The sequence below is a fragment of the Protofrankia sp. BMG5.30 genome (assembly GCF_001983005.1).
Taxonomy (GTDB): domain Bacteria; phylum Actinomycetota; class Actinomycetes; order Frankiales; family Frankiaceae; genus Protofrankia; species Protofrankia coriariae.
Genome location: NZ_MOME01000010.1, coordinates 299210 through 322756 on the forward strand (window position 1 = coordinate 299210; position 23547 = coordinate 322756).

Here is a 23547-nt window from a genome sequence, read left to right on the forward strand (position 1 = left end):
GGGAACACGACTCGTAGGAGAAGGCCTGAAGAGGAGATCATCATGACCGTACCGGGCACCGCCATCGAGAACCTCACCGGCACCTGGACGATCGACCCCGCTCACAGTCGGTTCGGCTTCGCCGTCCGACACGCGATGGTGGCGACCGTCCGGGGCAGCTTCAGGTCCTTCGARGGCACCCTGCACCTCGACGGCTCCAGGCCCACGGCCTCGCATGCCACGATCAGCATCAACACCGACAGTATCGACACCGGGAACTCCGACCGCGACACCCACCTGCGCTCCCCCGACTTTCTCGACGCTGACACGTATCCGACGATCACCTTCACCGGCACGGGCATCAAACCAGGGGACGATCCGGACAGCTATGTGGTCACCGGCGACCTGACCATTCACGGCACCACGCATGTGGTCGAGGTGGCGGTCGAGTTCCAGGGCAGCGCGGTGGACTCGTTCGGCAACAGCCGGGTGGGGTTCGCCGCCACGTCCTCCCTCAGTCGGAAGGACTTCGGCCTCACCTGGAACGCGCCGCTGGAGGCGAGGGTGTCCTCATCAGCGACACAGTCAAGATCGACGTTGACATCTCGGCCATCAGGACGTCCTGATCAGAACTGCGCAGGGCCAATGACCGGTGGCCGCGTGGTGGTCAGGAACTGCCTCGATCCAGAATCCAGGACCGCGCGAGGCCGCCGACGGGCCGGCAGCACCGCTCCGGCCAGGGCATCCCGGTATATCCGGTGCACCCGGCCGGAGCCGCCCGTCACCGGGCCGGCGGGCGGCGGGCGGGCGCGACACGAACGGCCGGGACGCCGCTGAGTATCGGAGAAGGACCGTAGCGGTAAGGAGCGGGCGCCGGCCAGGGCCGGTATCGAGGACTGGCGGCACCCGACGCGGGGAACCCCCTTGTCCAGGGCGGGGAACCCCTTGTCCAGGTCGGAAGGTATGAGCGGCCCTGGAGATGGCGATCATGATGACGACGGCAGAGACGCACCGCCACCACGGCGGAGCTTCGAGCGCGGTCTGGATGGCAGGACTCTTCCTGGGGATCGCGGTGACGGTTCTCGGCGTGCTCCTGGTCGCCCACCCCTTCGCCGCCGCGCGCACACTGGCGATCCTGATCGGCGCTGGGCTGGTGCTGGCCGGGATCATGGATATGGTCGCGACAGCCCGTGCGGGCGAGGAGACTGCCAGCTTCTTCGGCGTCCTGCTCGTGATCGGCGGGATCGTCGTRCTCGCCTGGCCGGGTGTCACCTTGCGGGCGGTGGCCCTCATCGTCGGAATCTGCCTGCTGGTGGCTGGCGTCGCGCGTATCGCCATGGCCGGCTACGCGCGCGGGCACGGACGCTCATGGGGGTGGGGTGTGTTCATCGGCCTCCTGGCGATGGGCATCGGCATTCTCGCCCTGGCGTGGCCAGCGGCCACCGTCTTCATCCTGGCGGTGCTATTTGGGATCGAGCTGATCGTGCATGGCATCGGCCAGATCGCGCTCGCTCTCGCGGCCCGCCGGGAGTCACGGGCCTGACACCCCGGGAGCGGCCCCGCCGAGCATCGGGCACCACGGGGCCGCTCCGGTCATCCGCGTTGCCAGACGCTCGGCAACCAGAGCGCGGCAARCAGAGCGCGGCGCACGACGGCTGGCCTGCCCGACACGCTCGATATCGAACGTATGTTCGGGTATTGTATCTCTATGCCCCTCCAGTGCAGCCTGTTGACCAGCGGCGACCCCGCGGTCTCCATCAACCCCACGTTCAGCCGCATCCGCCTCGACGGGACGTCATGGGTCGACGTGGCGCCGGGGTGGCTGCGCGGCGCTGACGACCTTTACGGGACCCTCGCCAGCGAGGTCCCCTGGCGGCAGGGTCGACGGTGGATGTACGAGCGCATGGTGGACGATCCACGACTGTCACGGTGGTACAAGGCGACCGAGCCTCTCCCCCACCCCATCCTGGCCACGATATGTAGCTCTTTGTGCGCGCATTATCAGGTGCCGTTCGGCTCGGTCGGGCTCAACTTCTACCGCGACGGCGACRACAGCGTCGCGTTCCATCGCGACCGTGAACTGCGCAGGCTCGGTAACACCCTGATCGCGATCGTGACGCTGGGGGCGCGGCGCCCCTTCCGGCTCCGTCCGCGCGGTGGCGGTGCCGGTCGGACGCTGCTCCCCGCGTCCGGAGATCTTCTGGTGATGGGTGGCCGCTGCCAGGCCGACTGGGAGCATGCGGTCCCGAAAGTCGCTTCCTGCGGCCCGCGGATCAGCGCGTCCTGGCGGTGGGCCGCGTGAGGAGCCTCTTCGGCAGCTTCAGGACGCTCTCACGGACGCACCTGGAGCGCGTCATCCGGCTGGTGGCCCGCGGACGGAAGTCAATCATGGTCGATCGGGACCGCACCGGGGTGGACGGCCCGCGAACCCGCTCCGTCCACGTCGTCGGCCAGGGTGACCGGCTCCAGCAGATGCGGACCGTTGTTACGCACGTTGCCGACCTGGGTGTCGACCGGGTAGGCACGCAGCACCCCGGCTGGCGCGGGCCCGAGCATGCTGGTCAGCACCGCAGGATCGGCCAGGACAGGATCAAGCCAGTGCGACCAGGCCACCGGGGGAAGGACGACCGGCGACCGCGGATGCAGGGACTCCAGACCGGCCGGCGCCGTAGTGGTGATGATGGTGAAGGTCGCGAGCGTACCGCCCGTGGGCGGGCGCCACAGCTCGTACAGCCCCGCGAGCGCGGCAGGTTCGTTGTCGACTGGGCGTACCAGGTACGGCTGCGCGCGCCGGGCCCCTTCGGTCCGCTGCCATTCGTAGTAACCCGTGATCGGGACGAGACAGCGGCGGGCCCGCAGCGCGGCGCGGAACGCGGGTCTGGTCGCCACCGTCTCTGCCCTGGCGTTAATCATTTTGTTGCCGATGGCGGCATCCTTGGCCCACGAGGGCACCAGGCCCCAGCGCGCCAGCCGCAGCCGGGAGGTCGGTGTCGGCTGCTGGCCCGGCGGGATGACGACCACCGGGGCCGAAGCGGTCGGCGCGACGTTGAAGTTCGGCTGTACGCCGCCTGTTTCGTCACATGCGGAGAACGACTCTGCGAGCTGCTGCCCACCCAGGGCGTTGGCGTAGCGACCGCACATGTGTTCGCAGTGTGCCAGACAACCGTCCGTACCGCATGGTGCCCATCCGCGACCGCCCAATATCGGACGGCCGCCGGCGGTAACCGCTCACCGAGGCTGTACCCACCGAGGCTGTACCCGGCACAGCCGTATCCGCCGAAGCCATGCTCACCAGGGCCACGTCCGTCGGAAGCATGGCTGGCCGGGCGCGGAGCGCGGTATTCCTGCGCCGCACAGTCACCATACGGGCTGCCGTCATACGGGCTGCTACCACACGAGCCATTCGGCCGACATGACAAGGCAGAACAGGGAGACCGAGGCGAAGAAGACCACCCACAGTCCCGCGGGCATACCGGTCAGCCGGGCCAGCTGATCCGGATCCGACGTCGGCGCACGGCCCCGGCTGCGGGTCCGCTGCACCTCGATGATCGGCCGCAGTCCTCCGAAGAGGAGAAACCAGGTGATGGACATGGCGAACAGCTGCTGGGGACGGTCCGACGCCAGGACCGACACCGCCACGACAGTCCCGATGCTGAGCACGATGGACAACACACCGAAGGCGTTGCGGATGGCGACGAGCACCCCCAGGAGCAGGATGACACTCAGCCGCAGCATCAGACTCACCTGATTGGCCGCAAGCAGGGCGGCGGCGCCGAGGCCGAGCAACGAAGGCGTGATATAGCCGGCCGCGACCGTGACGACGACACCCGGCCCGGTCGGCCGCCCAGCCGACACGGTCACACCGGACGTGTCGGAATGCAGCCGGATACCACCGAGCCGCCGGCCACTGYCGACCGCGGCCAGCGCATGTCCTCCCTCATGGGCAATGGTGATCACATGCCGGGCCAGCGGCCACAACCGGCTGTCGAACACCACAACAAAGGCGATCACAGCACCTACCAGCGCCGTCCAACGYGGCGGATCCCCCGAACTGAGCAGATGCGTCCACTCGTCAGGCGTCGTACGTCTCCCATCCGATCGTGTCCAACTGGTGCCGCTGACGGCCTCTGGGATGCCGATGTGGCTCAGGTGGACCTGAGTATGCAATGCTGCGGAAAACGATCGTCGGGTGCCTGTCCGGCACGACCTGCCCGCCCTTCCAGCGGCATGGCGTTCCAACGGCCCACGACGACTCACGGTACGATCAGCCAGCCACTTTCCGTGGCCGGTCGAAATCGATCATCCCAACATGGSACAGTTGGGACAACACAGATAGGTCGGAGGGCAGGAGCGGGTGGCGGAACTCGTCTACAAGCCAGTGATCCGCTTCGCGCTCGGGTTCTTCAAGGCTCTCGATCTCAAGATCGACGTCCGGGGCCAGGAACACGTACCGGCTACGGGCGGATGCGTTGTCATCATCAACCACGTCTCCTACCTGGACTTCGCCCTCGTTGGCATCCCGTTCTGGCGCTCCCACCGCCGCCTGGTCCGCTTCATGGCCAAGCACGACGTCTTCTCCCACCCGATCGCCGGACCCCTCATGCGTGGGATGCGTCATATCCCTGTGGACCGGTCATCGGGCTCGGGCTCCTACCACCACGCGGTAGCGGCGCTGCGGGCCGGCGAGTTCGTGGGAGTCTTCCCCGAGTCGACGCTCAGCCGCAGCTTCTGCCTCCAGCCCTTCAAGACCGGGGCAGCGCGGATGGCCGTCGAAGCCAACGTCCCGGTGCTGCCGGTAGCCATCTGGGGCAGCCAGCGCATTCTGGCCAAGGGGCGGCCACGCAACTTCCGTGCCGCCCGCGGCACCCCGGTCTCGATCATCGTCGGCGAACCGATTCCGCCCACCGAGCTCACACCCGCGGCGACTGGCACCCAACTGCTCTCGGATGCCGTGTTGAAGCTGCTGACCGATGCCCAGCGTGACTATCCACCGCCGCCCCCGGGTGAATCGCCATGGTGGTTGCCGGCTCATCTCGGTGGCAGCGCGCCCGCATCCGAGACGGCCGCCCGGGAGCAGGCCGAGTCACGCGACAAGAAGTAACGTCCCGCATACGGCACCCGCGGGGATGCGAAGAGAGCCGGATCTTCTCGGAGCAGCCCGAAAACGCATCCGTTTCCCTGTCGGAAACGTCGCACCGCCAGCACATCCGAAGCAGCACGAACAATTTCACCCGGTAACGCCGGGGATCCGCCGGCCCGACAAGCCGGCAGCCCAGCCGTGAGCCGAACGATCTCCTGCCACGAATCAACCAAGCAACAACCATGGGTTGAGCAACCCATGGCCATCGATTGACCACAGCGGCCACTGAAGCCCACTGGATCAACTGGTAACTATCGACCAGCGCCCGTGGGAGGAACTGTCCGGGAGGCGACAGGCAGCGCCGTGCGCTTCACCCGGTCAACCACGTCCCATGTGTCAACAACGGTGATATGTCGCAATGACGACAACCGGCGGCGAGCGGCGGTCGCAGGTGGCGGCTGGCCCAGCGGCAGACGCCTACGTCCCGACCGGCTTATAGCACGGGGCCAAAAGTAGTTGGAAGAAGGGTACTCAGACATTTCGGCACCGCGACCGTCCAGCCCACACCCGCGGCCCGAGGCCGCACCAGGACAAGGCAAAGGCTACTAGCGGACAACATCCAGACCCCAAATGTGTCAAGGCTCTCTAGGGAAACCGGACGACCCATTGGTAACCTCAAGCACCAACAACATTTGTACCTACCCCACCTGGTTCACCAGTTCCACGTTTACACAGACCTACCTGTTCGTCGTCGACGGAGGCGCCCACGATGGCTGTACAAGAGCTGGCGATGCCTGCTACTAGCAGGGCCGGCACGGTGGTCGCGATCGGGCAGCAGGTCCGGGTCCCGAAGACCGCCGAGCTCGTCGCTGCACACCTTCGCCGCCGCATCGTGCGAGGAGAGCTCGTCGAGGGCGACGCCCTCCCGCCCGAGGCCACCCTCATGGAGCAGTTCGGTGTCTCCCGGCCGACGCTACGCGAGGCCTTCCGGGTCCTGGAATCCGAAGCCCTGATCACGGTCAGGCGCGGCGCGCATGGTGGCGCGCGCGTACACACCCCGAACGGAGACATCGCGGCTCGCTACGCCGCGTTGGTCCTGGAATACCGCGGGACGACCCTTGCCGACATCCACCAGGCTCGCGCGGTGATCGAACCACCGTGCGTGGCGCTGCTGGCGGCAAACCGTACCCAGGAAGACCTCGACAAGCTCCGGCTGGYGGTGAGCGAGACAGCGGCCGCCGTCAGCAGCGACGACCCCGGCCAGTACCTGCAGGCCGATCTCGCCTTCCATGTCCTGCTGGTCGAGCTTGCCGGGAACACGACRCTGTCGGTGCTGTCAGGGATGCTGCGTCACATTCTCGATCTCGCGACGCTGTCCCACCCGAACCCGGAACGCAGCGCCGAACAGCGGCTCGCCAGCCGTCGGCGCCTCCTCGAGCACGAGCGGGTCGTGGACTTCATCGAGGCGCGTGATGCCAGGGCCGCGGAAGAGCTGTGGCGTACGCACCTGCTGGAGACGAGCCAGGACCTGACCAACGGCCCGGTCGCCACAACCGTGCTCGATCTGCTCGGCTGACCGGCGAGGTTGTCRGCACACCACGACCGCTGGCCCGTCCGTGGCCCGGGCAACCGGGCATGCCGCGGCCCAGCCAGCCTGCCACGAGATACGGATCTCGAACGCGAGAAAAAATGATCGTGTCGTTTCCGGCCGGTAGTCAAATACGGCATATCATTTAGTTATTTTTGGAGAATCGGTTACCGACAGGTCGACGGAAGCCGCCCCGGACAGGACGGCTGTCGCATGTCGTCACAGTTGAGGTGAGCTGTTCGCCCGTTCCAGTGCGGCTGCCCGCGTCTCGAAGGGGCCATCGGCGAGCAGGCCGACAAGCGACCAGCGGACGGCCCACCAGCGGTGCCCCTCATCACAGACGACCTGGGCGGCATTACCGGAACAACGGATCGGATCAGCCTGGACACGCCGACGACCGGTAGCGCTCCGATGCCTGAAAGATGAATAGTGCAGCGCCGTCAATGGTCCRTCCACTCCTCGGTGCGCGGTGCCCGGTCATTCGACCATCCACCGACGGTGCGGCCCCACGCCACACCACTCAGGCAGAGTTGCATCCATCACCGGTGTTGTCAAAACACGTACCGTATCCACGGTATGACACCGACGACTTCGGCCTGACGCACATTGCCGGTGGTATTCATATGGACACAAAGCGAATTGGACACGCTACAGTCGGTAGATCGGCCGGGAACGACATTCCCGCGTCGCGAAAGCCGCGAGAATCGGCCGCCCAGATGATCGACCGACCCGAGGAGCAGGCTGGCGCGCGATGACGGAACCCGAGCAGGAGCAAACCCGATCGTCCATCCCGAGAAACCAGCTGGTACATAAAGGCGGACCTCCAACAGGAGCGAAGCCAGTTGACCAGCCTGCCCAAGGGGGCAGGCTGAGATGAACTGATCACAGAAAGTAAACATTCCGTGATCGGCCATCTGCTCCAGCGAACTGCTCCTGACGGCCATCAGCCAGCCGGGTGCGGGCGCGGATCAGAGGCCAGGCAGCGGCGGACCGCGGGCGCGGGCGCGAGGCTGTGGCGGTTTTCAAGACCGCCACCATCGGCCGCGCGGGCGCGGGCGCGGGCGCGGGCGCGGGCGCGGGCGCGGGCGCGGATCAGCGTAGCGGGTCGAAAGGCTCGAGTTCCGCCGGCAGACGGCCGGTGGCAAGTGCCTGCGCCACCAGTTGTCCGCTGACCGGCCCCAACGTGATACCCCACATACCGTGCCCGCCGGCCACGAACAGCCGTGGGGACGTCGTCCGGCCGATCACCGGAAGACCGTCAGGCGTGCAGGGACGCGAGCCGACCCATTCCTGCCTCCGGGAGGCCAGCTCAACACCGGCCAGCAGGGGGCGGACCGCGTCGACGATCGCGGTGATCCGACGCTGGTCCAGCGGCGCCCGAGGCTCTCGGAACTCCATCATCCCGGCGATGCGCAATCGGTCGCCCAACGGTGTGCAGGCCACCCGTTGGGCCGGAAAGTACAGCGGGCCCGCGGGCACGGCATGGGCTGCCACGCTGAAGCTGTACCCCCGCCCCGCCTGCACCGGGAGGCGAACTCCGAACGGGTGGGCGAGTTCGCTCAGCCACGCGCCACTGGCGACGACGACCGCGTCGAACAAGGCGCTCTCCCCCGTCGCGAGTTCCACGGCTATGTCAGCACCACGGTCACGGATCCCGCGGACATCGACGCCCTCCCGCAGCTCACCTCCGCGTACCCGGACGCTGTCGGCGAGCGCCGCCACGAAACGCCCAGGGTCGCAGAAACGCTGGCCGTCGATGCGGACCGCGGCATTGATCTCGTCGGTCAACACCGGTTGCAGGGCGCGCACCTGCGCACCGCCGAGCAGCTCGAAGTCGACCTTCTGGCCCGCCGCGCGGATCTCAGCGAGCTCGGTGACCAACGTCTCCCGCTCACGTGCGCTGCGGTAACAGGCCAGGAACGGCTCGGCCGAGGACGTCGGCACCCGCACTCCCCCGGCGGCCAGCTGGTCGAAGGCCTCGAAAGCCCTGCGGTTGACCGGCACGAGGTGCTCCATCGCCGCCCGCCACCGCCGCGCCGTGCTGTTGCGCGTGAACCCGGCGAGGAAGCGGAGCAGGCGCGGATCCGCGCGTGGCGGCACGTACACCGGAGATGCCGGGCTCATCACGGCGCGGACGCCGTAACGCAGCACCGCGGGTTCCGGCAGGGGTGTGGCCAGGCTCGGCGTGACCCACCCCGCGTTGCCCCAGGACGAGCCGGCCGCAACATGATCACGTTCGAGTACCGTGACCTGGACCCCGTGCTCCTGAAGGAACCACGCGGTGGACAGGCCGACCATGCCGGCACCCACGATGCCCACCCGCTCGGGCGCGCGGTACCGGGATCCGATGACAGCGCTGGCCGCCGGGACGGTCACCGAGCCGGAGGAACGACCGCCAGAACGGTTGATCACGCCACCTCACCACCCTCGCTGCTGTGCCCTTACTGATCTGGTAGCTCCGCTGCTCTGGCGCCCTTACCGTTCGGACGCCCACCGTCCTTGGCACCGCCGGGTCGACGGTCGATCGTTCCGGCTCACCAGRCACGTACTGTCGTTACCATGCGGCCGATGATGACGGCGGGCCCGGCATGATTCATACCGTTCTTGCCCATCTCACATGCCCGATGTGTCACCAGGGGCTGACCGCGGGGCCAGGGCAGGTGCGCTGTCCGGCGGGTCACGGCTACGACCTCGCCCGGGCGGGCTACCTGACGCTCACTGCCGGGCGGGCGAAGGCGCTCCACGGCGACAGCGCGGACATGGTGCRGGCGCGGGATGCCTTCCTCGGCGCCGGCCACTACACCGCGCTTGCTGATCGGCTCGCCGACAGGCTCACTGACAAGATCACCGACGGGCTCACCGGCCAGCCCGCGAGCAGACTCGTGGGCGCACCCGCTGCCAGCCACGGTCGTCAGGCGGCCAGCGGCGCGCCCCAGGACAGCGGCGTGGCCGTGGCCAAGGACAAGGACAAGGACAAGGACAAGGACAACGGTACGTCCGGCCGCGCACCGGTCGTCGTCGATGTCGGCGCCGGTACCGGCTACTACCTGGCGCATCTGCTCCGATCCGCTCCGGACGCGGTCGGTATCGCGGTAGACACGTCACGCTACGCACTGCGACGGGCGGCCCGGGCTCATCCGCGCATCGGCGCCATCGGCGCGGACGTACGCGACCCACTACCCATCCGGACCGCGACGGCGACACTTGTTCTCGACGTCTTCGCGCCACGAAATGTCGCGGAGATGCACCGCGTCCTGCGCCCGGACGGACGGCTGGCCATCGTGACACCCACCGCCCGCCATCTTGCCGAAATCGTGGGCCCGCTCGGCCTGGTCACCGTGGACGAAAGAAAATCCGAGCGGCTGCGCGCGAAACTGGCCGGATTCTTCGTCCGACAGGACAAGCTGACCTTCGACCTCGAGCTGTCCCTGTCACCGGACGACCTGTTGAATCTGGTGATGATGGGGCCCACCGCCCACCACCGGCGGGCGCCGGAGGTCCGTGCGGCCATCGAGGCCAGTTGGCCGCACGGCGCCCGTCCGACCGCGTCCTTCACAATCGAGATCCATGCTCCCGTCCCCGGGCAGACGGTCCACCACGTGGGCCCGCGACCGTTCGGCGATGACCGGCAAGAAAAACGGTAAGGACGAGAAAAAGGGCATCGGAGAATACCCAGCGAATTTTTGCGAGACCGGCAACGCCGGGTTTGGACGGGACCGAAGCCGGGTCGGCCGGAGGACAGGGACAGGGACGGTCAGGACAGCAGACGGGACTTCCAGGCGGATACCGCGTCCGGATCCGCGCCGTTGTCGGCCAGCCAGCCCGCCACGCCACCGCCGTGGCCGTCGATGACACCCAGCACCTGTTCGACGGCCGAAGACGACGTCCTGGCAAGATCGCGCGCGTTCCTGCCCCCGCCCGGCAGCAGCGGGCTGTCACCCATCCGTCGCAGCACCGCGGGCATGTTCGTGGCTGTGATCRCATAGTCCGCGAGCACCGCGTCCGCCCTGACGCCCGCGGCACGCAGCAGCACCGCCACGACAAGACCGRTCCGGTCCTTCCCGGCCGCGCAGTGGACGAGCAGCGGAGCGGGTGTCCGGGCCGCGAGATGAAGGATGTTGACCACCAGTGAGCCAGCGGAAACGATGATCGACTGGTAGAGCGTGCGCAGACCRCCGGCGAGCGCCGTAGTGGTCTGGGATGTCGGATCGTGGGGATCGACGTCGCCCAGCAGCGGAACCAGGTGGATGTCGGTCGCCTCCGAGGTCAGCGGGTGCGGACCGTCCTGCTCTACCGGCGAGCGCAGGTCGACGACCGTGCGAGGCGGCCAGGCCAGACCGTTCGACGGTGGCCGGTCACCGTGCAGGGGTGCCTCGCTGCGGTAGAGCACACCGGCCCGGGTCAGTCTGCCGTCGCTGGTGGGCAGCCCACCCAGGTCACGCAGGTTCACCAACTGATCGACAATCGTCTCACCGCTCATACGTCCGCTCCGTGTTGATCGTCCGATGTTGTTCTATCTGAGCACATCCACCTCCCCTGACGGCGACGTGAACTCCCAGCAACCTCACAGGTTGGATTCAGCAACGGTGAAGTCCGCCGGCCCACCGTGGATGGTGGCGCGCCGCAGGGACCCCGCCGGGCAGGGCAGGGCCGGCGCGACCCAGCGGACCAGCGGAATCACCAAAGGATCATTAAAGGATCACGCGGAGCCGAAAGCCGTGACCATGCTCTTCTGCTTCTTCTCCGCGTGCTCGTACCGCACCCTGCTCCGGCAGACACCCGGACAGGCCCTGGACTTCCTGAGCCGATGGAGGACGAACACCATGACCACGACAACGCTGGACCTGGCCGTGGCGACGCTGGCCCCGGGCACGGGCGTCGACCCGGCCGTGCCGCCCGCCGGCCGCCGCCCACGACCGCTGACCGTGATGGCCTGCGGCGTCGACATCGGCCCGATCAGAGCGCTTCTTGACGAGGAGGACCGCTCCCCCACCGAGGCCGTGCTGATCTACCGGGCCGTGACCGAAGAGAGCCCAGCCTTTCGCTACGAACTGGACATGCTGGCTGTGCTGCGCGGGATCCGGGTGATCTACCTGCCCGGGCACCGCTGCCCGGACCGCTCGTCGTGGCTGCCGGAACGCTTCTCCGCCCTGCTCGACGACGTCGCGCTGCGCCAGATCGTCCCCGGTATCGTTGACCACGACGTGTTCGTCTGTGGTCCGCACGCGTGGACGCAGGCCGTCCGGGACGCGGCGCTGCTCAGCGGTGTGCCGTCCGAGCAGGTGCACATAGTCGGGTGCGCATAGTTCGGGCACGCATGCTTCGGGCACGCATGCTTCGGGCACGCATGGTGCGGCCGGACATCGGCGCACCGGCCGCAGCGGCAGGGAGATTTTTTCGGCCCGCCGGGCGCTGGTGAGGCAGCCGGTCGTAGGATCCATGTTCCGTTCCGCTCGCGTTCCACTCGTGGATGCCGGCCGGTGGATGCCGGTCAGCGGATGCCCGCCAGCGGCTGCCGGTCAGAGGCCCGGCTGCGCGGCCGGGTGTGCTCACCGCCCACAAACCGGAAGGATCACAGGTGCCGACGACGTACGAGCACGAACTCGCGCGCGAACAGGCGTATGTCGACGTCCTGTACAACCGGTTGGACGACCTGCGCGACCAGGCCCGTGAGCAGTTGCGCGCGGTGCTGGTGACGGCGGGCACCGGCACGCCGCAGTCCCGGGTGGAGCGGGAGGCCTTCGCCGACGCGTACTCCGACCGGATCGACCGGCTCGACGCCGCCGAGGAACGGCTGTGCTTCGGCGCCATGGACCGCACCGACCATCAGCGCGTCTACATCGGCCGGATCGGCCTGTCGGACACCGAACACGAACCGATCCTGATCGACTGGCGGGCCCCGGTGGCCACCGCCTTCTACCGGGCGACCCTCGCCGACCCGCACGGACTGCTGCAGCGTCGCCACCTGCGGGCCAAAGGGCGCGAACTATGCGGCTTCACCGACGACGTGCTCGACCCCACCGCCGCCGACGCCGCCCAGGTGGCCGGGGCGAGCGGTGACACCCCGCTGCTGGAGGCGCTGTCCGCGCCCCGCTCGGGCCACATGCACGACATCGTCGCGACGCTGCAGGCCGAACAGGACAGGGTGATCCGCGCCGACGCCGGATCCGTCCTGGTCGTCGACGGCGGGCCGGGTACGGGCAAGACCGCGGTGGCCCTGCACCGGGCCGCCTACCTGCTGTACACCGAGCGGGAACGGCTCGTCCGCTCCGGTGTACTGGTGGTCGGCCCGAGCCCGGTGTTCCTGCGCTACATCGAGCAGGTGCTGCCCTCACTCGGCGAGACGGGTGTGGTCTTCGCCACCCCGGGGCGGYTGTTCCCCGGCGTCGACGCCACCGGTGACGAGGACGCCCGCGTCAGCGCGCTCAAGGGTGACCTGCGGATGGCGACGCTGGTGGCCGAGGCGGTGAAGAACCGTCAGCACGTGCCCGCGGAGGGGGTGGACGTCCGCTACGACGGCGCCGTRCTCCACCTGCCCCGGCGGACCGTGGAGAACGCCCGTACCCGGGCCCGGCGCAGCCGCCGCCCGCACAATCCAGCCCGGAGGATCTTCGTCCGTGAACTGACGGCCGTGCTCACCGACCAGGTGATCGCGAATCTTCCCGGTGGCCTGCTCGACGACGACGAACGCGAGGAGATCGCCGGGTACGTGCGCGCCGACCCGGCCGTGCGGGCGGTCTTCGACGCGCTGTGGCCACGGCTGACCCCGCGGCGTCTGCTCGCCGACCTGTTCGCCGAGCCGGCCCGGCTCGCCCCGGCGGCGCGCGCGGCAAAACTGACCGCTCACGAGCGTCACCTGCTGCGCCGTCCGGCCGACGCCCCGTGGACGCCGGCGGACGTGCCGCTGCTGGACGAGGCCGCCGAACTGCTGGGGGATCCGGACGTCGACACCGCGCAGTCGGCCGAGCGGGCAGCCACACAGGAGCGGCAGGCCGAGCGGGAGTACGCCCGTGAGGTCCTTGACGGGCTCGGCCTGACCGGGGCGGTCGACGTGGAGACGATGACCGCGGGCATGACCGAACGCTGGTACGGCCCTCACCGACGGCGCAGCGCCGTGGAGCATGCCAGCGGCGACCGGTCGTGGACCTTCGGCCATCTCATCGTCGACGAGGCGCAGGAAGTATCGCCGATGCTGTGGCGGCTGCTGTGGCGGCGCTGCCCGATGCGCTCGGCCACCCTGGTCGGTGATCTCGCCCAGGCTTCGGGCCCGGCCGCGGCGGGCTGCTGGGCCGAGGCGCTGGCCCCGCACATCGGCGATCGCTGGCGGCTGGAACGGCTCAGCGTCAGCTACCGCACACCCATGGAGATCATGGACGTGGCGGCTGACGTCCTCGTCGCGCAGGATCCCTCTGCCAGGCCGCCGCGTTCCATACGAGCCATCGGAGCGCCGCCGACGGCGGTGGCTGTCGATGCCGACCAGCCCGGCGGCGGTGCGCTGGTCGCCGCGGCAGCCGCGTGGGCGCTGCGCGCCGCCGAGGCAGTGGGCGAGGGCCGAGTGGCGGTGATCTGCCCGGTTGGTCTGCCCGAGCGGGTCCGCGCGGCGCTCGCGGCCGCGCCAGCGGCCGCCTCCGTCGGCGCGGCGGTCGCCCCGGCCGTCCCCATCGGCGCGGCGGACGTGCTGGCCGCCCCGATCGCGGTGCTCACCGTCGCGGAGTCCAAGGGCCTGGAGTTCGACGCGGTCGTCGTGGCGGAGCCTCAAATGATCATTGATGGTTCACGGCGCGGTCTCGCCGACCTGTATGTGGCACTGACCAGGGCCACCCGGACGCTGACCGTCGTCCACTCGGGCCCGCTGCCGGCGATCCTGRGCCGACTGGCCACCGAGCGGCGGCCGGCCGTCGACGGCGGGCCCGGGTAGCCGCTGATCCAGAGCTGCCCCGAGGCCAGCTGGCAGCCTGGCTCCCCAGTTGCCGAACACCGGCACGACAGCGGGATCACGCACCGGCGTCCGGATGGTGACCAGGCCCCCGGGCTGGCCACGGACCCGGACGAGGGGTCCCGGACCGTGCCCGGTCCGGGCAGGACGGCATGCGTGGTGTGTTCCGCGGCGTTCGGTGGGAACGGAACAGGGGTGCGCTACGGACAAACAAAGACACCGGGATCAACCAGGACCCCGACTGCTCGGCGGGACTCGATCATCAGCCTGGTCTGCGGGATCATCGGCCTGTTCTTCCTCGGGATCATCTTCGGGATCGCCGCGATCGCCTTCGGGGTGCGTGGGCGACGTGGCGGCGGGCGCCTGGCAACGRCCGGGCTCGTCCTGGGCGTCATCGACGTCGCACTGTGGATCGTTGGCCTGACGATGTCGAACGCGAACGCGCTGATCTGGTACTGACCAGTCACTGCCCGACGCCTCGCCCACTGTCTATATCCACCGTTATCCATGTTTACTCGTCCATGTTCACTGTCGACAGTCCACCGTCGATCCGGTCCCGCCACCGATCCACGTCGAGCAACCGGCGCGTCACGGTATGGGGTGGATACGGCCGGATGTCGTCGACAACGGCCGGCCGCTTCCGCCCCAGCGCGTCTGGACGATTTCGGCCGCGATCGACACCGCGGTCTCCTCGGGCGTGCTGCCACCGAGATCGAGACCGATCGGCGCCCGGATCCGGGCCAGCTGCGCCTCGGTCAGCCCGGCGGCCCGCAGGCGGGCGAGCCGGTCGGCATGGGTGCGCCGGCTGCCCATCGCGCCGATGTAGCCCGCCGGGGTGCGCAGCGCCGCCATCAGCAGCGGCACGTCGAACTTCGGGTCGTGGGTGAGCACGCAGATCGCCGTGGACGGGTCGACGGTGATCCGCCCGAGATAGCGATGCGGCCATTCGACCACCACCTCGTGGGCCGCCGGGAAACGCTCACGGGTGGCGAATACCGGCCGGGCGTCACACACGGTGACGCGAAACCCCAGAAACGTCCCGACGCGGGTGAGCGCGGCCGCGAAGTCGACCGCGCCGAACACGAGCATGCGGGCGGGCGGCGCGAACGCCTGCACGAACACGCCGATCTCGGTGCGGCCCCGCTGGCCGCGCGGCCCGTAGTCACGCCGTCCGCCGTGCCCCCGCGCGAGCATTCCCCGGGCGTCGTCGGCGACGGCCGCGTCGAGCCCGTCGGTGCCGAGGGTGCCGGCCACGCGGTCCGGCCAGACCGCCAGCCGGGCTCCCGGCCGCACCGGCGCGGTGGCCGAGTCGACGACGGTACCCACCGCCACCGGTTCGGCCGCGGCCACCGCTGCCGCCACGTCGCCGAACTCCGGCGCGCCGCGACGGTCGATGCGCTGCACGAAGACGCTGATGGTCCCACCGCAGGTCAGCCCGGTCGCCAGCACGTCGTCACCGCCCGGCCTTCCGCCTCCATTCAGCTCACCGCCACCGCCCGGCCCGCTGTCACCGCCCAGGTCATCGCCACTGTCCGGGCCGTACGTGGCCAGCGCCGGCTCACCCGTGGCGAGCACCTGGCAGGCCAGCTCGTACACCGCGCCCTCGACGCAGCCGCCGGAGACGCTGCCGACCGCATCCCCGCCGGTGCCGACGGCCAGCACCGCGCCGGGCGGACGCGGCGCGGACGAGCTGGTCCCGACCACGGTGGCGAGCGCGAACGGCGTCCCCGCCGCCCACCAGTGAGCCAGCTCCGGCAGCGCGTCACGCATGGGGCCTCCCTTACCGTGCCTTCCTTGCCTTACCGTGCCTGCCTGCCTGCCGTGCCTGCCGTGCCTGCCGTGCCATGCCTTCTCTGCAGTGCCTTGCCTTCCCCGCCGTGCCCGGCGGCGGCGGTGGGCCACCCTGCCCACCGCAACACATGGGACGCGGGAGCACACAGAGCGCGGACGCGGCAGCGCGCAGAGCCGGAGCTCACGCGGAGTGAGGTCACGATCTCCCGCCACGGCCCCGCCCGCCCGGACGGGCCCGGCTGCGATACTTACCGCGAGCGCTCCGCCAGGTTTTCAGGAGACGTCACACGGCAGGAACAGATCGGCACCGTCGTCGCTTCATCCTTGGTGAAGCGGCCAACAGACTTCCGTGAGGAGGCTCCGACCAGTGCTCGACCCTCGTGAGCTGTATGAGGTCGCCGACGATCTGCCGGAAATCGGCAGACCGGTGCTGGTGGAGGCCCTCACCGGTGTTGTCGACGCGGGTGGCGCGATCCGGCTGGCCCGCGACCATCTGCTGACGACGCTGGACAACCGCCTCGTCGCGACCTTCGACGTCGACCAGCTGCTCGACTACCGTTCCCGCCGTCCATTCATGATCTTCTCCGAGGATCACTGGGAGCACTACGACGAACCACTGCTCGGGCTGCACCTCGTCGACGACAGCGCCGGGACGCCTTTCCTGCTGCTGTCCGGCCCAGAGCCCGATCTGCAGTGGAAGCGGTTCATCGCCGCTGTTGGCATCCTCGCCGAGCGCCTGGGTGTCCGGCTGACCGTGGGCCTCAACGCGATCCCGATGGCCGTTCCGCACACCCGCCCGTGCGGCGTCACCGCGCACGCCACCCGCCGGGATCTCATCATCGGGTACGAGCCGTGGGTGCGGCGGGTCCAGGCCCCTGGCAGCGCCGGTCATCTCATCGAGTACCTGCGCGGGCGCGACGGCCTCGACGCGATGGGGTTCGCCGCCCATGTCCCGCACTACCTGTCGCAGACCGACTATCCGGCGKCCACCGAGAGCCTGCTCACCTCGCTGTCGAAGGCGACCGGCCTGATGCTCCCGCTGGACGGGCTGCGCTCCGCGTCGGCGGCCGTCCGCAGCAACATCGACCGGCAGTTGGCGAACGGCGGTGAGGCCGCGGCGCTGGTCACTGCCCTTGAGGAACAGTACGACACGTTCATCCAGGGCCGGACAGAAAGTGATCTTCCGGCGGCCGAGGACGAGGAGCTACCCACCGCGGACGAGCTCGCCGCGGCGCTGGAGCGTTTCCTCGCCGAGCAGACCGAGCCCGACGGCCCGCCCGACCTTCCCTCGAACTGACCAGCGGGCTCCCCGGCACCCGCTCCGTCCAGGTACCGGCGCCCGCTACCGGACCCCGGCAGCGGGACCCAGATATACCGGGACGGATTATTCGTAACCATTTTTGATACAGAGAGCGATGAAGCTTCCACCGGTCTGGCAGTAATCTTCCGTAAGCGTCGTCAGGGGACTACCCTGCCCGCAGGGCGCACCACACCACCCACCCAGAGCCTGCTCCCGCTCGCGGCGGGTCCGCACGAGGCGGGCTCGTTCGAGCGCGGGCCCGCAACGGAACATCCAGAAGGGACCGCAGATGACCACCTCCCCGGGGACTGTCCTGGTCACCGGAGCGTCGACGGGGATCGGCGCGGCGACCGTGCGCCACCTGACCGGCCAGGGCAGACAGGTGATCGCCGGCGTACGCCGGGAGGAGGACGCGACCGCGCTGAAGAGCGAACTCGGCGAGCGGGTCGTGCCCGTCCAACTCGATGTCACCGATCCGGAGGCGGTGGCAGCGGCGGCTGTCACCATCCGCGACGCTGTCGGGGCCGAAGGCCTCGCGGGCCTGGTCAACAACGCGGGTATCGCGGTCGCCGCGCCGGTGGAGTTCCTCCCCCCGGCGGAGCTGCGCCGCCAGCTCGATGTCAACGTCGTCGGCCAGGTGGCCGTCACCCAGGCGGTACTCCCGCTGCTGCGGGACGGGCACGGCCGGATCGTCAACGTGGGCTCGGTCGGCGACCGGATCGTCGCACCGCTGCTCGGTGCCTACACCGCGTCGAAGTTCGCGCTGGCCGCGCTCACCGGCACGCTGCGCATCGAGCTCGCGCCCTGGGGAATCGACGTCATTCTCATCGAGCCCGGCGCGGTCACCACACCGATCTGGCAGTCGGCGGCGGTATCCGCCGAACGGCTGTTCGCGACGCTGCCCCCGGCGGTCGACACGCTGTACGGCAAGCAGATCGCCGCCGCCCGCGCGGGCGCGAAGCGCAACGAGGCCGCCGGGATCCCCCCGGCGGAGGTCGCGAAGGTGATCGTGCACGCTCTGACCACCCAGCGGCCCCGTACCCGCTATCTCGTCGGCCGGGACGCCCACATCGCCGCCGCCGTCGCCCGGCTGCCACCGCGGCTGCGCGACCGCTTCCTCCTGCGCCGGACGCGGTGATCACGATCAGCCGTACCGACTGTCCGTAATCGGCCGGCTGGTCATGCGACCAGCCGGCCAGCCAGTCGCGGACCGGCCGCCACGGGTGTCAGCCGACGTGGACGAAGGGCCGCCGGGCCGGTTCGGGCTCGGCCTCGCGCAGCACCTCGCGGGTGACGGGTGCGACCTCGCCGACCCCGACGAAGAGAAATCGCAACAGGTTGAGCAGCGGATTTCCCTCGCCCCACTCGAAATAGACGTGTGGTCGCTCGCCGGTGAGGTCACGCAGGTACAGCAGCAGCGCCGCGATCGCGTTCGGCACCGAGGTACTCGTCAGCTTCAGGATCCGATAGCCGTGACGTTCCTCACCCCGGACGTCCAGCTCGCTTTCGAACTCGGACGCGTCCGGCACCGTCACCTCGACGAAGAGCAGCGGATCCCCGACGGGGATGTGCAGGTCGCGACGTTCCTGTCGCTCCTTGTCGGAGTACTCGGCGGCGTCGCGCAGGTCCGGTTCATTGGCGATCAGCCGCAGTTCACCGGCGTTGGCGGCTTCGGTGACGAACCGTGTCGCGGTGTCGTCCAGGCGGACGTCCGTGACGCGCAGCTCGAACGCGCGTATCCCACGCGACGCGAACGACACGACAATGATCGCCATAATGAAGAACGATCCGATGATCAGACCGTCCGGTCGTTCGATGATGTTCGCGATGGTGGTGTAGACGAAAACCGTCGAGATGGTCGCGAACCCGACGGTGTACGCGCGCCGATGCCGTTTCGCCGAGGCCAGCGTCACTGCCAATGACGCCGACGTGATGAGGACGAGCACGCCGGTCGCGTAGGCACCGGCCTGTTTGTCGACGCTGGCCCGGAACAGCACAGTGACGACGAACGCGACCACGGTGAACACGAGGACCAGCGGGCGGACCGCACGCGCCCAGTGCGGGGCCATGCCGTAACGCGGCAGATAACGGGGCACCAGATTGAGCAGCCCCGCCATCGCGGACGCCCCGGCGAACCACAGGATCGCGATGGTGCTGACGTCGTAACAGGTCCCGAAGACGTTGCCCAGCAGTTCGTGGGCGAGATAGGCCAGGGCGCGGCCGTTGGCGGCACCGCCCGTCTCGAATTCCGCCTTCGGGATGAGCAGGGTCGTCACCATGCTGCTGGCCAGCAGAAAAACGCTCATGATTATCGCCGCCGTGGTGAGCAGGTGCCGGGTTCCCCGGATCCGCCCGGCGGGACGCTCCTCGGTGTCGGACGCGTCCCCGCGGATGAGCGGCATCACCGCCACCCCGGTCTCGAAACCGGAAAGGCCCAACGCGAGCTTGGGAAATACTATGAGCGCCACCCCGATGATCAGCAGGGGATTCGGGTGCTCGGCCACCATCAGGGCGCGCCAGTCGTCGACGACGTGCGGGGTGCGCAGCACCTGGACCACGCCGGCCAGCACGACGACGAGGTTCAGCGTCAGATAGACCATGACCAGGGCGACCGCGATACCGAGGGCCTCGGTGAAGCCCTTGAGGAACACCGCGGCGAGCAGGGCGAGCAGCACCAGCGTGACCAGCAGGTTGTGGCCGTGCAGAAAGTGCGGAGCGTACGGGTTCTCAATGAGGTGTGCGGTGGCGTCGGCGGCCGACAGGGTGATCGTGATGAGGAAGTCGGTGGCGGCGAACCCCAGCAGGACCAGGACGAGCAGCTTCCCCGACCACCACGGCAGCAGATGTTCCAGCATCGCGATGGAGCCCTCACCGTGGGGGCTTGCCGACGCCACCTTGCGGTAGACGGGCAGTGCCCCGAAGAGGGTGAGCAGCACGAGAATCAGGGTCGCGACCGGGCTGAGGCTGCCGGCGGCGAGAGCGGCGATGCCAGGCTGGTAACCAAGGGTGGAGAAGTAGTCCACTCCCGTGAGACACATCACACGCCACCACGGGTGCAGCCGATGCTCGACCGATGGCTGGGTGTGCGGTCCTGCGTGCTGCCGCGACCGCTCGGCCAGGCCCTGGAGCAGCCAGGTACGTAGACGCTGGTCGCGCTGGCTTCTCCGGAGAGGCTCTACGACGGTCACTGTCAGTGCCTTCCATCGGATACGGAGTCGCGTTAAGGGTAAGGGTTCGCTCATAACCACATCCCGTAGTCGCCAGGCGGCCCATCGGTCGACCGTGAGTCACCACGAAGAGCAATGTTCGACCTGTTGGCGATGTTCGACCTGTTGAGGAAGCGCGACACAACGCGGCCAAACGAGCCGGAGTCTACGGCGCGGCCCCGCCACACGCAGAGGTGTCCGGATGAATGGTCACGAGGGCATCCGGTTGCATTCATCGCCCGTCCGCCCCGCCCGGCGCCCGGTCGTGTTGTTCGGTGCACGATCCCGCCGGCTATGATCATCAACACGTGGCCACCGTCACAAGAACATCGGCAAACGCGGCGGACCGGCCCGGCCGCGATCACCGGCGGACGGCGCGGGAGAGCAGAAGATTCCTGACGGTGAAAATATTCGTGACGCTACCGGAGATATCGGAAACTTTTCATTGATCCATCTGTTCCACCCTCGCTCCGCGACGGACGAGGGACATCCGGAGAACAGCGGAGGACGAACAGACGACAGCCGGCGGCGCACTGTCCCGGCCGGGTAGCCGGCGGGGCAGCGTGGATGAGCACGGTGTACGGATGAGCACGGTTCACAGAGGGGATGACAAGGATTATGGGACAGCCGACATTATGGGACAGCCGACATGGCGCGACCCGGCACGGCCGTACCGGCCCTGGAACAGTTCGGGCCACAACGGCCGTGCGGGATTATCGGCCGGCGGGTTACCCGGCCGGCGGCTGTCTGGATTCGTGGCCCGGGGTCGGCTTACTTGGCCGAGACGTTCAGCGCGGCGAGCGCCGAAGCCCAGCGAAAATACTTCAGATCGGCCAGATCGGCCACCGTTCTGATGTTGAATGCCTCTCGTAGCAGCTCGCCGTCACGGTCGGAAACCCCTTTCAGTGCTGACACCGGGGCGGCCAGGATCTCCGGCAGCTCCTTGTCCGCCCATGCCTTGTCCAACACTTTGTTGAGATCGATGGCAGCCATGCTTCCTCCTGCGTCCGACGGTCCCGCCATCCGGCCGGCGGCTCCGGTGTCCACAAGTATGATGCCGCACCCGGAAACGCACCACCGACACCCACTTCCCGGACGCCCGCCGGGTGGCAGATTCTTCGGACCATACGTCCACACCGATGAAATCCGGGAAATTCTTCTGAAACCGGTAGAATGCCCTGGGTAATCTGACTGGTAGGGCTTCCCAGCGGTCGGCCCGTGAGCGGCGGACCGGCAGGAAAAACTCGCCGTGGCGGCCGCCGCTTCCCGTCCGCCGGCCGGGCCGCTGTCTTCCACTCCCGCGATGCCGCGCGTAACAGCCGGGCCGCCGTCGAGCCCGCTCGCCGTACGACTCGCCCCTTTATCGATCATCTGGCCCAACAAGGGCGGCCCACGGCCCTACCGCGGCCCTGGCCCGCCTCGACCCCCGCCTCGCCCCCGCCTCGACCCCCCGCAGGACTTCCCACGGGACCTCCCACAGGACCTCCCGCGGGGCAGGCCCGAAGCTCCTCCGGATGGCGCGCCCCACGCGGCCGCGCACCGCCGCCGAAACGGGTTTACGTATCATATAGGCGCTTCATTCCCGCTCCTCAGGTGCGCGGAGGCCTCCCCTGACATAAGATATTGTGTATATAATTTTGTCCTTTACATCAGCTGCTCGAGCGGTACATCGCCACGTCCGAGGAGAGGTTCCCGTGGCCAGACGACGACCTGATTCGGCTGCTCGCAAATCGCGCGCCGAGCAGGTGGCCGCTGACATCGAGGACGAGATCCTCGAGGCACGGCTGCCGGTCGGCGCGCACCTCGGTCGGCGCGCCGAGTTCATGGAACGGTTCGGCATCAGTCCGACGGTCATGAACGAAACCCTGCGGATCCTGCGCAACCGGGGCCTGGTGGGTGTACGTCCGGGCGCCGGCGGCGGCATCTTCGTCGCCAGCCTGCCCCCACAGGTCCGGCTGGGGGCGATGGATCTGTGGTTTYACGACTCCGGTACCCATCCCCTCCAGTTGTTCGAGGCCCGGATGCATCTGGAGGCCGGTCTGGCCGCCGTCGCCTTCGACCGCGCGACCACCGGTGACGTCGACGCGATCCAGGACGCCTACGACCGCATGGCCTCGGCCCGGGACGCGCACAGCTACGTCAAGGGCACCATGCGCATGCACCGTGCGCTGGTCACCGCCGCGCGGATCCCGGTGCTGGAYGGCATGCACCAGAGCGTGGTGGCCCTGCTCGAGGCGACGCTGAGCCGAGCGACGTTCATCGACGGCCACGAAGCGATGCTCCGGCACAGCCTGAACGTGCACTCCGACATCATCGAGGCGATCCGCACCCGCAATCGCTTCGCGTTCGAGAGGGCGATGAAACTCCACAACGACGACCTGATTCGGACCAACGATCCGCATCGGTCCCCGGATATCAGAAAAATCTCCGCCGTTGGCACGCGCGCCCCGATGGCCAAGATGACCGGATAACGCCGGGCCCCGATGCCCGCGGCGAACGTCGGGGCCCGGCGGACGGCACGGGCATTCAGCACGGCTTTGTTCCCGGTCTCGCCGGGGACGCATCACCTGTCGCGACCGATCGCGACCGATCGCGACCGATCGCGTCGCGCCCTACGCCGTCCCAGAGCTCTCCGGGACCTCCGGCCGTCATAGCGCATCCGGCTGC

Annotated in this window: 19 protein-coding genes; 12 read left to right on the forward strand and 7 right to left on the reverse strand. The window is 68.8% G+C overall.

What is annotated here, in order from left to right:
- The first annotated feature begins 42 nt into the window (after positions 1–42).
- From BL254_RS06570 to BL254_RS06580, 3 genes are all read left to right on the forward strand, one after another.
- Positions 43–816, forward strand: coding sequence for a YceI family protein (locus BL254_RS06570; RefSeq protein ID WP_338052709.1), 774 nt, complete (start codon positions 43–45; stop codon positions 814–816).
- Between the two features lie 208 nt (positions 817–1024).
- The gene (locus BL254_RS06575; protein WP_235433421.1) at positions 1025–1522 is read left to right on the forward strand and encodes an HdeD family acid-resistance protein; all 498 of its coding nucleotides are present in this window, start codon (positions 1025–1027) and stop codon (positions 1520–1522) included.
- A gap of 165 nt (positions 1523–1687) precedes the next feature.
- Positions 1688–2281 carry an alpha-ketoglutarate-dependent dioxygenase AlkB gene (locus BL254_RS06580; RefSeq protein WP_076842792.1) on the forward strand — a complete coding sequence of 198 codons (594 nt, stop codon included), beginning with the start codon at positions 1688–1690 and terminating at the stop codon, positions 2279–2281.
- 80 nt (positions 2282–2361) lie between these two features.
- On the opposite strand, the gene BL254_RS06585 is transcribed toward BL254_RS06580, so the two are convergent.
- Positions 2362–3120 (reverse strand): SOS response-associated peptidase, encoded by a 759-nt coding sequence (locus tag BL254_RS06585; protein ID WP_047222453.1) that lies wholly within the window; start codon positions 3118–3120, stop codon positions 2362–2364.
- A 246-nt stretch (positions 3121–3366) separates the two neighbouring features.
- Entirely contained in the window at positions 3367–3990 is a 624-nt protein-coding gene (locus tag BL254_RS06590) for a M50 family metallopeptidase (RefSeq protein WP_139342207.1), read from the reverse strand.
- Between the two features lie 343 nt (positions 3991–4333).
- Here BL254_RS06590 and BL254_RS06595 point away from each other — a divergent pair, with 343 nt between their 5' ends.
- Entirely contained in the window at positions 4334–5080 is a 747-nt protein-coding gene (locus tag BL254_RS06595) for a 1-acyl-sn-glycerol-3-phosphate acyltransferase (protein WP_047222454.1), read from the forward strand.
- Positions 5081–5828: 748 nt separating this feature from the next.
- Positions 5829–6635 (forward strand): FadR/GntR family transcriptional regulator, encoded by an 807-nt coding sequence (locus tag BL254_RS06600; protein ID WP_076842793.1) that lies wholly within the window; start codon positions 5829–5831, stop codon positions 6633–6635.
- A gap of 1104 nt (positions 6636–7739) precedes the next feature.
- On the opposite strand, the gene BL254_RS06605 is transcribed toward BL254_RS06600, so the two are convergent.
- Positions 7740–9059 (reverse strand): FAD-binding oxidoreductase, encoded by a 1320-nt coding sequence (locus BL254_RS06605; RefSeq protein WP_175648304.1) that lies wholly within the window; start codon positions 9057–9059, stop codon positions 7740–7742.
- A gap of 212 nt (positions 9060–9271) precedes the next feature.
- On the opposite strand from BL254_RS06605, the gene BL254_RS06610 reads away from it, so the two are divergent.
- Positions 9272–10291, forward strand: coding sequence for a methyltransferase domain-containing protein (locus tag BL254_RS06610; protein ID WP_076842794.1), 1020 nt, complete (start codon positions 9272–9274; stop codon positions 10289–10291).
- Between the two features lie 110 nt (positions 10292–10401).
- Here BL254_RS06610 and BL254_RS06615 read toward each other — a convergent pair whose 3' ends face one another.
- Positions 10402–11127, reverse strand: coding sequence for a tyrosine-protein phosphatase (locus BL254_RS06615; RefSeq protein WP_076842795.1), 726 nt, complete (start codon positions 11125–11127; stop codon positions 10402–10404).
- 238 nt (positions 11128–11365) lie between these two features.
- Between BL254_RS06615 and BL254_RS06620 the strand changes: the two genes are divergently transcribed.
- The 3 genes from BL254_RS06620 (at position 11366) to BL254_RS06630 (ending at position 15042) form a co-directional block, all read left to right on the forward strand.
- Positions 11366–11953 (forward strand): hypothetical protein, encoded by a 588-nt coding sequence (locus BL254_RS06620; protein ID WP_047222457.1) that lies wholly within the window; start codon positions 11366–11368, stop codon positions 11951–11953.
- 272 nt (positions 11954–12225) lie between these two features.
- Entirely contained in the window at positions 12226–14565 is a 2340-nt protein-coding gene (locus tag BL254_RS06625; protein ID WP_076842830.1) for an ATP-binding domain-containing protein, read from the forward strand.
- A gap of 174 nt (positions 14566–14739) precedes the next feature.
- Positions 14740–15042 carry a hypothetical protein gene (locus tag BL254_RS06630; RefSeq protein ID WP_217699239.1) on the forward strand — a complete coding sequence of 101 codons (303 nt, stop codon included), beginning with the start codon at positions 14740–14742 and terminating at the stop codon, positions 15040–15042.
- A 129-nt stretch (positions 15043–15171) separates the two neighbouring features.
- Here the strand turns inward: BL254_RS06630 and BL254_RS06635 are convergent, their stop codons facing one another.
- A complete protein-coding gene (locus BL254_RS06635; protein WP_076842796.1) occupies positions 15172–16353 on the reverse strand; it encodes an XdhC family protein in 1182 nt (393 codons plus the stop codon).
- Positions 16354–16741: 388 nt separating this feature from the next.
- Here BL254_RS06635 and BL254_RS06640 point away from each other — a divergent pair, with 388 nt between their 5' ends.
- Both BL254_RS06640 and BL254_RS06645 read left to right on the forward strand, forming a co-directional pair.
- Positions 16742–17671: a PAC2 family protein gene (locus BL254_RS06640; RefSeq protein WP_076842797.1), complete on the forward strand. Its 930-nt coding sequence runs from the start codon at positions 16742–16744 to the stop codon at positions 17669–17671.
- A gap of 292 nt (positions 17672–17963) precedes the next feature.
- Positions 17964–18812 (forward strand): SDR family oxidoreductase, encoded by an 849-nt coding sequence (locus BL254_RS06645; RefSeq protein WP_047222460.1) that lies wholly within the window; start codon positions 17964–17966, stop codon positions 18810–18812.
- A gap of 88 nt (positions 18813–18900) precedes the next feature.
- On the opposite strand, the gene BL254_RS06650 is transcribed toward BL254_RS06645, so the two are convergent.
- Positions 18901–20916, reverse strand: a complete 2016-nt coding sequence (locus tag BL254_RS06650; protein ID WP_371390100.1) for an amino acid transporter — start codon at positions 20914–20916, stop codon at positions 18901–18903.
- A 735-nt stretch (positions 20917–21651) separates the two neighbouring features.
- Positions 21652–21873 carry a hypothetical protein gene (locus BL254_RS06655; protein WP_047222518.1) on the reverse strand — a complete coding sequence of 74 codons (222 nt, stop codon included), beginning with the start codon at positions 21871–21873 and terminating at the stop codon, positions 21652–21654.
- 701 nt (positions 21874–22574) lie between these two features.
- Between BL254_RS06655 and BL254_RS06660 the strand changes: the two genes are divergently transcribed.
- Positions 22575–23351, forward strand: coding sequence for a FadR/GntR family transcriptional regulator (locus tag BL254_RS06660; protein ID WP_083730884.1), 777 nt, complete (start codon positions 22575–22577; stop codon positions 23349–23351).
- Positions 23352–23547: the final 196 nt, after the last annotated feature.

What these genes read in the sequence shown, in the direction of transcription:
- BL254_RS06645 (WP_047222460.1), top strand. Translation starts at nt 17,964, where the DNA reads ATGACCACCTCCCCGGGGACTGTCCTGGTCACCGGAGCGTCGACGGGG.
- BL254_RS06655 (WP_047222518.1), bottom strand. Translation starts at nt 21,873, where the DNA reads ATGGCTGCCATCGATCTCAACAAAGTGTTGGACAAGGCATGGGCGGAC.
- BL254_RS06585 (WP_047222453.1), bottom strand. Translation starts at nt 3,120, where the DNA reads ATGTGCGGTCGCTACGCCAACGCCCTGGGTGGGCAGCAGCTCGCAGAG.
- BL254_RS06635 (WP_076842796.1), bottom strand. Translation starts at nt 16,353, where the DNA reads ATGCGTGACGCGCTGCCGGAGCTGGCTCACTGGTGGGCGGCGGGGACG.
- BL254_RS06650 (WP_371390100.1), bottom strand. Translation starts at nt 20,916, where the DNA reads ATGAGCGAACCCTTACCCTTAACGCGACTCCGTATCCGATGGAAGGCA.